Genomic DNA, 15,995 nt, shown 5'->3' with positions numbered 1-15,995 from the left:
ATTTATGTTATACTTTATTATGTGCAATATGCACATAATATGGGATGGAAGAAGGGTGTAAATATGAAGGCAGCAATCGTAAAGGATAAGGGGACGATTCCCGTAATGGGTCATTTTGATTCCCCCGTTGGGACAGAGGGGCTAGTTATAATTAACGTTACGGCAACGGCCTTGAGTCGAGTTAGCAAGTTCCGTTCAATGGGTATGCACTATTCTTCTGAAGATAACTTTCCAATTGTAGCCGGTATCGACGGTGTAGGAACTTTGAAAGATGGGTCTCGTGTTTACTTTGCGCTGCCTACTGCACCATATGGCAGTTTGGCTGAGCAAACAATTGTCAACGAAAAGCTGACTGTCCGTTTACCAGATGGTATTGATGATCTCACTGCTGCCGCTATCGCCAACCCTGCTATGTCGTCATGGGCTGCATTGGTATTTCGAGCTGATTTTAAATCCGGTCAAACTGTATTGATTAATGGCGCTACTGGTACATCCGGTAGTTTAGCAGTTCAGATTGCTAAGGGTCTGGGGGCCAAGAAGGTCATTGTAACAGGACGCAACGAATCAAAGTTGCAAGCACTTGAAGCTGATGAGGGCCTTGCATTTGATATGACAGCCGACAACGGTCAAAAAATGTTTGAAAACGCCTTAATGCCAGTTATTGCTGAAGGTGTTGATGTTATATTGGATTATCTTTGGGGCGACAGCGCACTCGCCATCATGTCAGCTCTTGCTAAGACGAAAACGGATCGTTCAACCCGTTTTGTAAGCATTGGAACTTCATCTGGCCAAGAAAGCATTCATTTACCTTCATCTCTTTTACGCTCATCAACAATCGAACTCGTAGGTAGCGGAGATAAGAGTGTTTCCAAAGCTGATATGCTATCCGCTGTTAGAGGTGTATTTGAAATGGCTGCCGTGGGGAAGATAAAAATTACCACAAAAGAGTTCGCTCTAGAAGATATTGAAGAGGCTTGGAATGCCCCGCTAATGCCTCGTCCTGTTGTAAGGGTGAAATAAAATGGAAAACGATATTTTTAAAGCGCTGATCGATTTAGTTTCCATTATCAATAGACCAGACCGCGATAAGAAGATGATTGCTAATGCTGGCGTCAATTTGGAGGCAGCAACCTTTCGTGTCTTTGTGGGCATCGTGCATCTCCAACCGACTAGTGTTGGTGATTTGGCCGCAATGATGGGTAAAAACTATTCGAGTGTTAGCCGGCAAATCGATAAGTTAGAAAATGCCGGGTTGGTTCATACGTATCCATCAAGTTCAGATTCCCGCATTCGTGTGTCTGAATTGACGAAAAGCGGGGAGGAAATCAATGCAATGATTAGCCTCACCCGTGAACGAATTTTGCATGAAGCTTTGGATGACTGGACTCTGGAGGAAAAAAACAGCTTATTGAATAACTTAAGGCGTTTATTTGAATCGCTGCAAAGATTCGACTAGTTGCAGATTATGACTGTTCACACACAGTTCGATGTTTATTGCGATGGTGGATATTCGGGTAAAAGGAATTACGGATTCAATGGGGAACCATTCTGAAATCGGATTTACGAGGAAGCCGCAAAAATGCTAAAACGCTACTGACACAACGTTGTCAGTAGCGTTTTTGTATATTAGGTGTATAGCGAGTAGCGCATTGTTTTGGATATAGGGTGACCTTGCTCATAATCTTATTATAGAGGTGGAATCTATTCATGAGTAATATCAAATGGGAAGTGGATCCGGACCACAGCTCCGTCGAGTTTTCGGTGACCCATTTAATGATTAATAAAATCAAAGGAGTATTTGAGCGTTTCCAGGCGATTTTAAGTTTTGATCCCAACGAGTTAACGACCATGGGCATTCAGGCTTCCATAGACGCAAATAGTATCACAACTCGCCAAGCGCAACGAGATGAACATTTGAGGGGCGACGACTTCCTTCATGCTGCCAAGTATCCAACCATTGCATTTCAAAGCACCAACTGTGTCTTTGCTGGTGAGCGGCAATATGAACTTACAGGCAATCTAACTCTGCATGGAGTAACCCAATCTGTTACTTTTCATACTGTTTTTGAAGGACTAAACAAGGACCCCCGCGGACGGGAACGTGTAGGATTTCACTCAACAGCCAGTATTGATCGTAATGAATTTGGATTGAAATTCAACTCGCCTCTGGAAACGGGTGGAATTATAGTCGGAAATGAAGTGAGGATCGAGCTTTGTATTGAGGCAATTAAAATACTGTGAACCGTATCAAAAATTAATGTATTTTTACACCAAACGTAGTTATGACAAGGTATAAAAAAATCCCTCTCTGCGTAATAGAGAGGGACAGTAACTATTTAAGTACCAATTCATTAGAGCCTTATTAGATCATAACTGGTTGGTCTGTAAGAGCTGCGTAGGTTTAGTAAGCAGAGCAGGCCTCGCCGCTATCCAAGCCACTGAGAGTGTGGTTATAACACATAGGCCAATCCCATAAATCACCCATTTAACATCAACCAGGACAGGTAACTTGAACATAAGTTTTAGAGCTACAGTCGTTAACAACAAAGCTATCCCTGTACCAGCAGTTCCTGAGACTAAGGATAAAACAAAGTTCTCTAACAAGATTGACCGTAATGTCTTACCATTGGATACTCCCACTGCTTTGATGATTGCAATTTCTCTGCGTTTTCTTAAAAGGCTTATCACAATTTGATTCCCGATGGTAAGTATCGCTGTAATGAAGGCAAATAAAGTCACTATAGAGAAGAATACACTTATCATACGTATCATTGAATTTAAGCTTTCGGAGGCTGTACTTGATACTGAATATGCCATAGCGGATGCTGGAAGTAAACCGTTTAATTCAGATAGTAAACCCGTAGTCCGGGTCCCTCCGTCAATAGAAAACATTACCCGGTTAGGCGCCCCATATTTAGACAATATATCTTTAGTTGTTCTCATACCTACTGTTTTTACGAACCCTGATTCAAAAAAGCCAACAATTTTGAAAGGAATCTTCTTTTCTCCCATTGTAACTTCAACTGTATCGCCTGTCTTAATTCCCAACTGTTGATAATCTTCCAATAATAATGCGGTCTTGTGCGATGAATCATCTTCTATAAGGTCACGTCCGCCAATAATGGAATAGGACCTTGATGCAAGTGAAGGGTCAACACCTTCAATGCTCAATTTATTGGAAGCGAAGAACTTATTCCCGTCTGACTTTTGCTGAAAAAGAGAAGTTGCTTCACTTCCGTTAATTGAACTTAAAAGACCGTTCATCTGGACACCCTCTGTCCACTTTTTAATATCGAGAGATTGAAAAGCTTCCTTGACTGCTTCAGACTCTACTAAGGAGCTTGTGATGAGTAGATTTCCTTTGGCCTCGTTCTCTAACTGTTGACTGACAGACTGAGTTAAGTTATCAGTGAAAAGTTCGCTTGATACTGCTGATGCAACACCAACACTCAAGATAAGAGCCAATAGTCCGTATCATTTTCTTCCAGATGATAAATTATGAAAAGGGATAAACCAACGAGGAGAGATGAGTTTCCTCATGCTTCCAACCACTCTGAAAATGAAAGAGAAAGCAGATGAACATACCTTCACAAATATACTTACCAATATAATAATCAGTAGAATCCCTAAAAAAGATAGAACGACTCTAGAACTAATGGATTCGGTTGAACCCAGAAAAAGTGTTTTTTGTAAGTAGAATGCTACAACTAGCGAAATCAGTAATAATAAGAGTCCTCTTTTCCAAAAGCGTACCCGATAAGAAGGGATCTGATGGTTTCCTTCAAGCAATAGCTGCATAGGAGAGACGATGAGCATTCCTTTTAGAGGAATCCATGTTGATATCAGTGCCATTAGCATTCCTACTGCGAAGGTAACAATTGTGACTTTCCATGAAAACTCCCAAGACAACGGTATAGCTAACATTTTACCTACGTAAGAAGTTAACCAAGTACTCACTAGAAGACCTGTTACTATTCCAGTAATAGTTCCTATAGTTCCGATAAGAATACCTTCTGTTAAAAAGGTACCGGCAACTGAGCGAGAGCGTACACCTATTGCCTTCATAACTGCAATATCGCGCATTCTTGTGCTTATTGCCTGCTTCATTGTATTTGAAACTGTCAAAGCGCTGATTCCCAGTGCAAGCAGACTGAACAATTGTAAAAGTAAAAGAAGGGTCTTGGCTTGAGCCAAGCTTTCGTCTGTCCGCTCTTTCGTGTCCGTTAGCGTAGCACTTGGCAGATGCTTCTCAAGTTCTGCTTGCCAAGAAGTCTTTGGTGTGCCCGCTTTCCAATGGATAAGAATTTCATTTGTGCTTCCGGCTGGAGCGTTTAACAGATTAGCTGCTTCATTCAAGGTAAGATAAGCAGCTCCAAAAATATCCGCATCTCCGTAAGACTCTTGAACATTAAGTACTAATCCTTTTACCTTGTACTCATGCAGACTTCCATCAGACGCGCTCGGCAACCAAATTTTTTCTCCAACCTTTACCTATAGGCGATCTGCTGCATTATCAGCAAGAAGGACCTCATTCGCTTGAAGTGAACGGATGCCAGGGTATTGATTTTCCCCATAATAAGGGTAAGTCTTCGGATCAATTCCCTTCAAGATCACGCTTGTTGTTTTATTTTTGGATTGCACCATGCTCTGTCCGACATATGAAGATGAATGGCTGTCGATTTCTCCCATGTCTTGGAATATATCATTCACTATATTGCTCTGTAGTGGCTTAAGGTAGGACTGGACTAATACATCCCCACCTAATAGCAGTTTGGCAGAATTCTCAATAGAACGTGGCGCCAATTCAGATAATAGGAACATACTAAAGAAACTTGCACTTCCAATAATGAGAGACAATATAGTGAAAATTGTTCTTAATTTGTTACGTAATAAACTTCTCCCGGCAGAGCTCAGCCATATCATCAGATATTCACCTTCCTTTACTCAGACAAGGATCCTCAGTTTCAACCCGTCCATCTCTAATGTAAATCACTCGGTCGGATTTTGAAGCAACCTCTGGATCATGGGTAGCAATAATGAAGGTCATTCTCATTTGCTCTTTTAAGCGGAAGATAAGGTCAAGAACTTTCTGTCCGGAATCACGATCTAAATTGCCGGTTGGCTCGTCAGCAATGACTAGAGAGGGCTTAATAATCAGAGCTCTTGCAATAGCGACACGTTGCTGTTGTCCGCCGGATAGTTGATTAGGCAGGTGCTTCATCCGATCGCCCATCCCCACAAGCTTCAACATTTCTTCTGCTTTTTTACGTATTTCACTATGTCGGGTGCCTTTGATGCAGAACATGGGAAGCATTACATTTTCAAGAGCGGTCATTGTAGAGATTAGATTGAAGGATTGAAAAACAAACCCGATTTTTTGTGCGCGATAATCAGAAAGTTTTTCTTCAGATAAAGATTCGATTGACTTACCCTCAAGTGCGATTTTCCCTGTACTAGGCTTATCTAGGGATCCCATAATCCCAAGCAGGGTTGATTTTCCGCTGCCGCTGGGTCCCATAATGCTTACAATCTCACTTTTGTAAAACTTCAGATTTATTCCCGTAAGAACAGATATTATGCCGGCTTCGGATTCGTACTCTTTGTTAAGATTTTGAATGTCCAGAATCGGTTGTTCTACAATCAACTGAATTTTCCTTCTTTCTGTTAATTTTTTTAATAAGTAATATGGTGAATTGAAGAATTAATATCACAATCACTATCAAAATGCCTTTGAAGTTTGTCCAGTTCCAAGAATGAAAGAGGGAAGTAAATGAAAAAATAAAACGTAACATATACATTAAAGCAATGCTAAAAACAATTAAGTATAAAGAGGAATACGCTAAAAACACTTTCTTGTAAGTACTGCTCATATTGATAATATTTAATCTGAATTTCTCGCGGAAAAGTCGTTTCCTACATACATATCCCAATAATCCTTGTTTTACCAATGTAAAATTTCTAGTATGCAGGTTGGGAATTCCGAGGATATCTGTAAGTACCCAGAAACCATCAAGACGTAATAATGAAGAAAGATGCTTTTAGATAAAATTGTTAACCCAAACCTAATGACATCACTTGATTCTTTAGATACCCTAATAACCCATTTATTAACAATGTTATTCTATAATTTTAAATCTACTTATTATGTAAATTTAGTAACAAAGTCAAAACTCTTCCGAAATTTTCAAAATAAATGTATTAAATCTCAGTGAGGAATTTAAGTTGAGGGAATTCCTGCTCACCAGAGATGCGGTAAACTAGATGCCTTGACTACTAAAATTTGCATTAAATATTACCTAAATCGTATTTATCGAGCAGGAAATAACAGGAGCTAAATTGAAAAAGTATACCCTATAGCAGCACTGACCGGGAGGATGGCATGCAATTTCAACCAATTTATTATAATGGGGAATTATTTCTACCGAAGATCGAATTAAATATGACACCGAATCAATCGGTTGGCATCATAACGGACTTGAAGCGAAAGCAGCTTTTAATGAATCAATTAGGTGATCATTCCCAATATTATTTATTTCGGGCTGGGCAAAACGAGTATATGCGTTTATCGGTGGAGGAACTAATCACTTTTCTAATCAGAATAACGGAGAGGTATGAGCGTGCCGCTTCGTTGATAGATTATTTTGCTTTAAAGGAAGAACGGAAGGTAAAGATCAAGGATCTAAGCTCATCGAAAAGAATGTATGTGACATTGCTGCGTGTATTTTTCGCGTATCAGCCTACACTTGTACTGGAGGAACCCTATTTTTACTTGGAAGAGCAAGATTGTCGTCAACTCAAACGGATTCTTGATGATCTTTCACAAGAAAAGCAGATTTTAATTTTAACTTCGAATTTAGAGGATGCCCTTATTTCCTGTGATGCCATTTATCGGTTGAACGAATCGGGATTTCATCCATTGGATATTCGGGACTTCGACGAGGATAAGCAGGAAGTACAGAAACAAGACGAGGCCAATATAACCTTGCAGAAGATCTCTACCAAAAGAAATGACAAAGTGATTTTATTTAATCCTCCTGAAATTGATTTTATAGAAAGTGTAGAGGGGTCAATCCTTGTTCATGTGGGCGGTGAAAATTATGACTGTGCGCTGACGCTGACCGAGCTCGAGCAGAGATTATTAAATTTCGGTTTTTTTAGGTGTCACCGATCCTATATTGTTAATCTGCAAAAAGTAAGAGAGATTATTACATGGACGAAAAATAGCTACAGCTTGCGATTAAATACAGGTCAAGATGCCGTGGTTCCGTTATCCCGTTCAAAATTGTCTGAATTAAAAGCTCTTCTTAACATTTAAAGGGTACCATTCAGGCGCTTACAGCTACATTTCGGCGCGTTTTGATGGCAGGAAGCATGTAATCTGTATATGTTTAAGCCATCAACACTAAGGATGTGGAGTTAATGAATGTTATCCGGGTAGAACGTATCCGTAAGAGATTTGGAGAAAAAGATGCGTTAGCAGATGTTTCTTTTTCAATTCCTAAGGGTGAAATTTTTGGTTTCCTTGGACCGAGTGGCTCAGGCAAAACAACATTAATCAAGATTTTAACGGCACAATTAAATCCGACAAGTGGACAGGCAAGTGTATTTGATCAGTCAGCGGAGATGATGCAGCAGTCTGCTCAGAAGATGCGTTTTGGCATTTTGACGGATAACAGTGGTCTATATGAGAGGTTAAGTATTGAGGAAAATCTGGAGCTGTATCGTAAGTTATATGATCTTCCCAAATCTGCGGTCGACAAGGTGCTGCAGTTTGTAAACTTAAGCGGGGAGCGCAAAAAGAAAGCCCATCTCTTATCCAAAGGGATGCGTCAGCGTGCCATGCTGGCATGCGCGATTATCCATGAGCCGGAATTATTATTTCTGGATGAACCTACTTCAGCTCTAGATCCGGTAAACACAGCACATATTTATAAAGGCTTACGCTACTTAAATGAGAAAGGAACAACGATTTTTCTGACTACGCATGATATGTCTGAAGCAGAATTGATATGCAACCGTGTAGCGATTCTGTATCAGGGACAAATCCAAACCATAGGCTCACCAAAGGAACTTAAGCGGCAGCACCGGGAGAACGTAATTTGTGTGGACTTAATCAATGGGGAAACCTACGAGCTCCCGATCGATGAGGGGACGGCTGATCAAATCGCGGATTGGATGAAGCGGGGGCTAATTGACCGGTTAGAGACGAAAGAACCAAGTCTAGGTGATATTTTTATTAAAATGACAGGAAGTGAGCTACTATGAGTATCTCATACAAACGTGCCCGGGCGATATTTGTGAAGGATTACAAAGAGTTTTCACGTAACTACGCGCTGTCCATTATGCTGATTTTTCCTATTATTATCGCTCTGATTTTCAAGAGGGCAGGTGCGTCTTTACCTGGAGCCAGCGGTTTTCTTTTTAATAGTTCGTTTGTATTGCTAACATGTTTCGCACAAGCCTGCTTGATTGCGGAAGAGAAGGAGCGTAACACTTTACGGTCATTAATGATGACACCGGCTACGACCATGGATGTACTAATCGGTAAAAGCAGTTTGGTCTTTGTCATGTCCACTGTTGTTCTCGCTATTTCTACATTATTATTTGGCTATGAGCCGGCTAATATATGGGCGTTTGTGGCAGTAATCATTCTTTCGATTATTCTGTACACTGCAGCTGGGACGATCTGCGGCTTATTCTCCAAGACGTTGCTTGAAGCCTCATTATCTATACTCCCTGTGGCGTTTATATTTATGGGGGCACCGTGGGGAGAAGTACTAGCGAAGGATTATCCGGTCTTCAAAGTGCTGGATTACATGCCAAGCAGTCAGCTTGTGCATCTGCTGGGTCTAAGCAATACAGGTTATACGACGGGCGATGTATTGAAACCACTCCTCATTAATTTGGTATGGACGGTTGTGCTAACAGTAGTGTCTGTCATTTTGTATCAGCGGCGGTTGAAGGACGAGTAAGGGAGCTCTGAAGGGACTTTAGCCAGCCTTCGGTGGGTCTTTGGTAGGGTTGAAACAAGCGGCCGACTGAGACTATACGACGATTATTTTCCAATTGAGGCTGTGATGTTGTCATGACGGGGCCTGCCGGGTAATAAAGATGATTAGAACTTTCAAATTTGGCTGATTTTGGATTGGGAGCCAAGGAAACGGGGGGAAAGATCATGGCGGCACAGACAGTATCAGGCATCAGCTCCGTACAGCCCATTGCGGCCTACGGCGGTACACAGAGTGATGTCAGTTCTCTGGAGAAACAGCGAAACCGGCTGATGATGGAACTGGATAAAGTGAATGCGGCACAAGGAAGTGAGATGCAGACGCCTTATCGCCGGGAGCAGCTGCAGCGGCAAATCCGGCTGCTGGAGTCCCAACTGGTACAGAAAAGCGGGAGCAGCACCTCCGTAAATTTTGTGCCGGCTTCTCCGCTTCAGGATCACCTCCCCCTTTGGGGAAATGAAGGAATGGGAGGCCTCAAAGGCATCGGCCTGACTGATCCCCGGACGGCGACGGTGGACGCGGAGGGTCATTTCGACGCGTTAATTTAGGCAAGCGAGCGAAGGTGCGGAAAGCGTCAGGTGATGAACCGACGGCCCATAATCATGAGGCTAGCTAGCCGAGCTTCCACCGAGAAGACCTGCAGCACGGTAGAAACAACAAAATAGGCGAGAGGGAAGCGTCATACTTCCTCCTCGCCTATTCGTGTTTGCATTTTGCCTAGGGTTCAACTACTTTATTCTGGTGTTCCTTGGGTTACCCCATGGATATACGAGAGCGTTGGGGAATCGACGGCCCCTTGTCCCGGATTATAGGTGAAGGAGTACTCGATGGTATCCCCGTGTTGCAGGTGATTTACAGGGTAGGTGTAGTTACCGTTTCCTGCCGGGGTCATGGCTACGTTTAGCTGCCCACCGTTATTTAGCTTATAGTGTAAGTCGGCAAAGGTTGCGCCGTTCACATAGAACAGCAGGTCGTCACCTATTTTCTTCAGACCCCGCACCTCATCGCCGACGATGATAACACCGGATGATGATGCCGGTACAACAGTGATGGTGGAGAGGGCTGTTTTATTGCCGTCGGCTGTTGTAGCCGTTACGGTTGTTGTGCCTGGAGTGAGTCCCGTCACGAGACCGTTCGGATTCACGGAAGCGACGCTGGTACCTGATACGTTCCAAGTGACCTGCTTATTGGTTGCATTAGACGGGGCAATATTGGCGTTCAACTGCACAGTCTGTCCGACTTCCACCTGCGCAGTAGTTTGATTCAGAGAAATACCGGTAACCGGTACGTTTACCGGATTCTCGCTGTTGCCTTCTTTATAGACACGAACATAATCCACTTGCATTGTTGCAGGAATATCGGACGGATCTGGGGTATGGCCGCTGTCGAAGTGCCCGCCGATTGCCAGATTCATAATGATGTAGAAGGGTTGATCGAATGGGGCATTCGGATTGTTAGGTGCAGCTACGGAATACCATTGATCTCTACTGACTTTAAAGAAGAACTTGCCGTCCACATACCATTTCATATTATCTTCTTCCCAGATCATGGAGTACACATGATAATCATTGGCGAAGGTCTGGCCTTCAGGGAAGTGATATTCACCAGCAATATATCTGTTTACAGGCCATTGTCCGCCAAAGTGTATGGCCCCGCTGGTCGTGCCGGGCAAGCGTCCTTTGGCTTCCATAATATCAATTTCTCCGGATGCGGCCCACGCTCCATAAGCGGCATCTTCCGGAAGCATCCAAAGTGCTGGCCAAACGCCGTTACCTGTAGGCAGCTTAGCACGAATATCCACTCTGCCGTACTGGAAGGACAAGTGATCTTTGGTGTTAATCTTGCCGGATGAGTACTGGGCATACCGGCTTGGGTCCTGTGGAAAGGATTTTGAATCGTTCAAAGCTCTGATATTCAGCTTTCCGTCCTGTACAAATACATTTTGTGTACTGTCTGTATAGTGCTGCAGTTCCGCGTTGCCCCAGCCCCAGCTATTCGGATCGTCAGTAATATAATAACCTTGTTCGTAGCTCCATTTGCTCGTATCGAGTGCTGTTCCGTTAAATTCATCCTGCCAAATGAGATTCATGCCCTCTATCGCCGGGTCGTTTGCTGTTCCGATGGCAATGTCATCATGATCGGATACATCTGGACGTGGGGCATCTGGATTACCGATAAAGGTATAGTTGACGTAATTGTTGCCGACACTTCCGCCCGCCTGTCCATTTAATGGATAGCCAATACGGATTTGCACATCCTCTTGGACGGGCTGGAACCAAAGCCCATAGATGTAGTCAGCCCAATAGCCCCACTGGTTGGCATCAGACATGTTGTTATAGCCATTGCCGGCGTATACAAATCCGCTCTGGCTGGAATCACTCATAGCAACCCATTGTCCGTTGATGTTAATTTGGTATACGTAATTTCCTAGCTCAGTGCCTATTGGAGCGCCCCCATCAATTTTGGGTAGCGGGACACCTATTACACCTTTTGCATCTGCGGTAAAGGTCGTTCCCTCATAAGGAGTTAAGACATATGAATTTCTTACAGGTTTATTAAAGGTGAGGGTATAAACGACGTTAGCCGTTGAGGTTTTCGATTCTAACTTGACGTTGATAGACTCTGTTACGGTGAACCAGTAGCCGCCGCCGCCTTCGGTGAATTGTCCGAAGTTGTTATCGTAGATCCAGCCGCTGGCTGCATTATTGTCAATATCAATCCATGTACTGCTGCTTACAGGTTTTACATATACCTTCAGATCTTCAGCTACGGCTTCATAGGTAACAGCCGGATCATTGTTGAAGGTAGGATAAGTAAAGCCTGCACTTCCTGTAAATCCTGCTGTAATCTGCGGCCCTTGTGTAGGGGCCATAGCAGTAATGGTCGTTTTGTTTATGTTTTGAAATACAAGGGTGTAATCAAGTGTAACTCCATTAGCCTTGGAGAATAGCTGAATCTCCGTTGTTGCGGAGAGAGTGAACCAATAGCCATTCAAGCCACCGTCGCTCCAGTGTCCCCAGTTTTGGTTGTAGGTATAGCCGCCTGCATTGTCAATATCCACCCAGTTTCCAGCAACTTTTACTTTTACACCGACGTCATCGGAAACATCATTCCAGGTGGCAGAGCCCCCATTAAATGTAGGCATGACGAAACCATAGCTAGCTTGCCCAACCCCTGATTTTGAGATGACAGGACCGTCTGCTGCTGAAAAGTAAGACATAGAGGTAACTGTGGTTCCTGCTGCCTGCACCTTTGAAGTCGGCAATAGGCCAACCCCAGCTAACAGTACTACTGCTAAGAACAAACTAAATACCTTCTGCTTAAAACCACTCTCCGTATTGTAAAGTCGTTTCATACTTGCCCTCCTTTAATAAAATAATGAAGAAACGAAACCGCTTACATTTAGGGACATCTCTATTCTATCGAATATAATAATCAGCTAAAAGGTACAATTATTTTTGTTCTAACCCAATTTTTTGGCTTTTGATTATTTATAGCGCTGTGTCACGGTACTTTTCCCCGCTGTCGTGCTTCCGGCGCATCATTTGCCGATATTCTGTGGGCTGCATATCCATGACATCCCGAAAGGATCGTGTAAAACTTTTGTAGCTTTCATACCCTACCATGGTGGCTACCTCTACAATTTTATGATCGGTTTCGGCCAGTAGCCGCCGGGCTTTATCCAGGCGCACATCGCGCAAGTATTCTGCAAAGCCTTTGCCGATATTTTTTTTGAACAGGTTAGAAAAGTAGGCATAATTAAGCGACACGTGATTCGATACCATCGCGAGATCCAGGGGTTTATGATAGCTTTCGTGTATAAAGCGTATGGCTTCATTTAAATCTTGCGAGTTGCGATAGCTGCACTTATATTCATAATAAAATTGGTTCAGCCGAAGCAGCTGTTGTTGCAGCGCCTGAATATAATCGCGAATACCCGGATAATCGAATAGATTACGTAAACATTCGATGTCCAGCGCTTCTTCCCCCATGTACGGGCGGATCACACGTACAGATTCCTCCAGCATCTGTACAATGGCACGGCATAGCTGCTGTGTGTATTGGATGTGATAGCGTTGCAATGTATCTTTGTGAAATATCATAGAAATGCCTTGGGTGATTGTACCGCTGTTTTTGGTGCCGATTAACTGGAACAGGACATATAACTCTTCATAGGGAAGCTCCCACTGCTGCTCCAGTCGCTCAATATGTGTTGGCAAGATGCAGCTCTTCTCTGGAAACAGGTAACTGTGGCGATAGAGCTCCAACGCTTGTGTATAGCTGCGGGGCAACTCCTTCAATCCTTGCTGCGGGCTGGTCATGGCAGTAATGGCATCTATCTGTCCTGCTTTGAGGGCGGCCGGGAAGGCTCCCGTATCTACGGCCGCATCAACCGCGAGAATCAGGTACGGGCGGTGTTGCAGGCATATACACCCTCGTCTGCCATACACACGGTAGGCAAGGGATTCCATGCTGTGGCTACTGTCGGCTCCCGGTTGGTTAATCCATAATTCCTCCCGCAGCAGACATAGGCGGTAATTACTCCACAACTCTGGATTCTGTTGCTGGGTCTGGATAACCCACGCCTCATCAATCATTGCACCCTGCATGAACATACTCAGTTCCTTGCGGTCTGTCTCCCGGGCGCGGCGGGAGATATGCTCCATATTACGCGAGAGCGTCTGCCGTGTTTTTATCTCATTTGCTACATGTTCTACTGCGGTTTGCAGATCTTCACGTTTCACAGGTTTGAGCAGGTAGCCCTTTGCTCCAAGTTCGATGGCCTTTTGAGCATAGGCAAAATCACTATAGCCGCTAATAATCAGATAATCTACCTCGATGTGCTTCTGTTTGCTCTGCGCCATCAGCGTCAGTCCATCCATATCGGGCATCCTGATATCAGTAATCACCAGTTGGATATTGTGCTGACTCAATATACCCAAGGCCTCAATTCCGTTTACTGCACAGTAAATATTGTCCAGCTGCAGCGGAAATTGGCGCAGCATCGCCTGCAGCCCATCACGAATGTGCTTTTGATCGTCCACAATTAGAATATTGATCATGCCCTACCATCCTCCAAGATTCACATTTTCCCAAGGCAAACGTATGGTTACACAAGTATAGGCGCCCTGCACACTGTCAATCCAAAGACCGCAGTCCTTACCATAATGAAGCTGTATGCGCTTATGCACGTTCTCCAAGCCCAGTCCGTTTTTGCTGGTAACAATCGGTGAATCTGAGTCGCCCCGTAGCACAGCCTGCAGACTGGACAGCATTTCCGGGTCAACACCTCCGCCATCATCTCGTATCTCAATTAGCAGAAGGCTTTCATTTTCTACCGATACGGTAATATGGATACGTACGCTGCCGCCCGAGGGCGCTGCATGATGAACGGCATTTTCGACGATGGGCTGCATGCACATCTTAGGGATTGTATAACGCAGTACCTCCTGCGGGAGATCCGCCGTCAACTCAATGCTGCCACCCTCCATAAAGTTTATGAATCGGACATAACTGTGTATGTTGGCAAGTTCTTCGCTAAGCGCAACCGTATCGCTGCGCCATTGCATACTGTATCGCAGTTGTGAGCCTAAAGACACCAACGCTTCGGCGATAGCCGGCTGGCGCTGAACCTCCGCGAGCATACGGATGGATTCCAGCGCGTTATATAAAAAGTGTGAATTGATCTGCGAATGCAGCGAGTGCAGTTGTGCATTTTTGGCGATCAGCTGTTTATCTACCACTTGGGTCATCAGATGTTTGATTTCGTCCAACATATTATTGTAGCTGACGGCCACCTCGTCGATTTCGTCACCGGTTTCGTTTTTATCCAGGCCGGTATCAATTTTCGCATCCAGTTGGCCTTGCCGCACCTTGCGCATAGAAACCAGCACCCTGTCGAGCCGGCGAAAAATGCGCCGAGTGGTATGTGAAACGAGCAGTAACATCAGCAGCAATACACACAATGTGATCGCTACTACGAGCAAGTACCAGCTTCGTGGGCCTTTCATCAGCGCTTGATGAGAGGCAATATCCACTACATAGGCGTTCAGTGGGGCGATGTAGCGATATAACGCGTAGTAAGTATGGTCGCCTACCTTTACCTTAATGGGGCTGCTCTGCTGCAGCACATCCAACCGCTGGTGAATGCTGCCTAGAATTTTATCCAATTCGTCACCGGCATTTTGAGAAAAAATATGCTCAGGATTGTATACCGATCGGGAAGAGTCGGCTCCATCCATCACTACAGAAAAGAAATCCCCCCCGCTATCCTCAAGCAAGTCACTGAAAAAGACGCTATGCTGGGCGCGGATTTCCATAATGGTAGGGAGCTTCTGCTGTTGCCCCTGAAGGCGTACCAGCCGGTAATAGGATAGCGTATGCTCCCCATCTTTAAAAGCAAATAAGCGGTATGCCGCACCGCCTTCCTCACGAAGTGTCACCCAATAGTCCTTCGGCCAGAACTTGTCATAATGGTAGATTTCAGGCCAAATCTCAAATAGGTTTGGATTATCGATATAGAAACTGAGCTCGCTGATCATCTCGTAGCTTTGAATGATATTATGCATTTGCTCAAATTGATTTTGTCTAAATTTTACGAGACGCAGGCCATCCCCGCGCATATTGGAGTGAATGAAATCTACAAATGCCTTTTGATTCAGCGCAGTAGAGGAAGCGTTCTCAATAATGCCCATTTTGCTGCGCAGCTGTTCGTTAATTCTTGAGACATGGCTGCTGCCGGTAGCCATAGCGTCCTTGTATAGCTGACTTTCCTGTGTGCGGATAAATAAAAAGGATACCACAATCGCAGGGATGGCAATCATCATGCTAAAGGCCAAAAACAATTTTTGGGAGATGCGGGAATTACGGTACAGCTTCTTCATTTTAGTCAGCAGATACTTCATTTAAGTAGCCTCCTACCCTTGTAATATACCATATATTACAAACTGCCCGGTAGGTAACTAGGCTGTTTTGTTAAATGGTTAA

At 44.1% G+C, this 15,995-nt stretch carries 14 protein-coding genes; 7 read left to right on the top strand and 7 right to left on the bottom strand.

What is annotated here, in order from left to right; all coding sequences use genetic code 11:
* Positions 1-63 precede the first annotated feature (63 nt).
* The 3 genes from NYE58_RS35565 to NYE58_RS35555 all read left to right on the top strand — a co-directional run bounded on the left by NYE58_RS35565 (position 64) and on the right by NYE58_RS35555 (position 2,241).
* Positions 64-1,020: a quinone oxidoreductase family protein gene (locus NYE58_RS35565; protein ID WP_076276321.1), complete on the top strand. Its 957-nt coding sequence runs from the start codon at positions 64-66 to the stop codon at positions 1,018-1,020.
* 1 nt (position 1,021) lies between these two features.
* Positions 1,022-1,456: a MarR family winged helix-turn-helix transcriptional regulator gene (locus NYE58_RS35560; RefSeq protein ID WP_076276320.1), complete on the top strand. Its 435-nt coding sequence runs from the start codon at positions 1,022-1,024 to the stop codon at positions 1,454-1,456.
* A 251-nt stretch (positions 1,457-1,707) separates the two neighbouring features.
* A complete protein-coding gene (locus tag NYE58_RS35555) occupies positions 1,708-2,241 on the top strand; it encodes a YceI family protein (protein ID WP_076105142.1) in 534 nt (177 codons plus the stop codon).
* A gap of 126 nt (positions 2,242-2,367) precedes the next feature.
* Here the strand turns inward: NYE58_RS35555 and NYE58_RS35550 are convergent, their stop codons facing one another.
* From NYE58_RS35550 to NYE58_RS35535, 4 genes are read right to left on the bottom strand one after another with little or no spacing between them, the layout of a single operon-like run.
* Entirely contained in the window at positions 2,368-3,465 is a 1,098-nt protein-coding gene (locus NYE58_RS35550; RefSeq protein WP_341004180.1) for an ABC transporter permease, read from the bottom strand.
* Between the two features lie 9 nt (positions 3,466-3,474).
* Positions 3,475-4,467 carry an ABC transporter permease gene (locus NYE58_RS35545; RefSeq protein ID WP_341004179.1) on the bottom strand — a complete coding sequence of 331 codons (993 nt, stop codon included), beginning with the start codon at positions 4,465-4,467 and terminating at the stop codon, positions 3,475-3,477.
* Positions 4,468-4,491: 24 nt separating this feature from the next.
* Positions 4,492-4,923: a hypothetical protein gene (locus NYE58_RS35540; RefSeq protein ID WP_341004178.1), complete on the bottom strand. Its 432-nt coding sequence runs from the start codon at positions 4,921-4,923 to the stop codon at positions 4,492-4,494.
* 7 nt (positions 4,924-4,930) lie between these two features.
* On the bottom strand, positions 4,931-5,644 hold the full coding sequence (locus NYE58_RS35535; protein ID WP_341004177.1) for an ABC transporter ATP-binding protein: 714 nt from the start codon (positions 5,642-5,644) through the stop codon (positions 4,931-4,933).
* Positions 5,645-6,379: 735 nt separating this feature from the next.
* Between NYE58_RS35535 and NYE58_RS35530 the strand changes: the two genes are divergently transcribed.
* The 4 genes from NYE58_RS35530 to NYE58_RS35515 all read left to right on the top strand — a co-directional run bounded on the left by NYE58_RS35530 (position 6,380) and on the right by NYE58_RS35515 (position 9,556).
* Positions 6,380-7,315: a LytTR family transcriptional regulator DNA-binding domain-containing protein gene (locus NYE58_RS35530; RefSeq protein WP_076276319.1), complete on the top strand. Its 936-nt coding sequence runs from the start codon at positions 6,380-6,382 to the stop codon at positions 7,313-7,315.
* Positions 7,316-7,419: 104 nt separating this feature from the next.
* Positions 7,420-8,265, top strand: coding sequence for an ABC transporter ATP-binding protein (locus tag NYE58_RS35525; RefSeq protein ID WP_341004175.1), 846 nt, complete (start codon positions 7,420-7,422; stop codon positions 8,263-8,265).
* On the top strand, positions 8,262-8,972 hold the full coding sequence (locus NYE58_RS35520) for an ABC transporter permease (protein WP_076218792.1): 711 nt from the start codon (positions 8,262-8,264) through the stop codon (positions 8,970-8,972). Before NYE58_RS35525 ends, NYE58_RS35520 begins: the two co-directional genes overlap by 4 nt.
* Positions 8,973-9,175: 203 nt before the next feature.
* Positions 9,176-9,556, top strand: coding sequence for a hypothetical protein (locus NYE58_RS35515; protein ID WP_341004173.1), 381 nt, complete (start codon positions 9,176-9,178; stop codon positions 9,554-9,556).
* 185 nt (positions 9,557-9,741) lie between these two features.
* On the opposite strand, the gene NYE58_RS35510 is transcribed toward NYE58_RS35515, so the two are convergent.
* From NYE58_RS35510 to NYE58_RS35500, 3 genes are all read right to left on the bottom strand, one after another.
* The gene (locus tag NYE58_RS35510) at positions 9,742-12,363 is read right to left on the bottom strand and encodes a family 16 glycosylhydrolase (RefSeq protein WP_076276318.1); all 2,622 of its coding nucleotides are present in this window, start codon (positions 12,361-12,363) and stop codon (positions 9,742-9,744) included.
* 136 nt (positions 12,364-12,499) lie between these two features.
* On the bottom strand, positions 12,500-14,071 hold the full coding sequence (locus tag NYE58_RS35505) for a response regulator transcription factor (RefSeq protein WP_076220732.1): 1,572 nt from the start codon (positions 14,069-14,071) through the stop codon (positions 12,500-12,502).
* Between the two features lie 3 nt (positions 14,072-14,074).
* A complete protein-coding gene (locus NYE58_RS35500) occupies positions 14,075-15,913 on the bottom strand; it encodes a sensor histidine kinase (protein ID WP_341004172.1) in 1,839 nt (612 codons plus the stop codon).
* Between the last annotated feature and the right edge of the window lie 82 nt (positions 15,914-15,995).

Origin of the sequence: Paenibacillus sp. FSL L8-0708 (assembly GCF_038009325.1) — a bacterium.
Lineage (GTDB): Bacteria > Bacillota > Bacilli > Paenibacillales > Paenibacillaceae > Paenibacillus_AQ > Paenibacillus_AQ odorifer.
The sequence above is the reverse complement of the archived record's forward strand: the minus strand, read 5'-3'. Positions and strand labels throughout refer to the sequence as shown.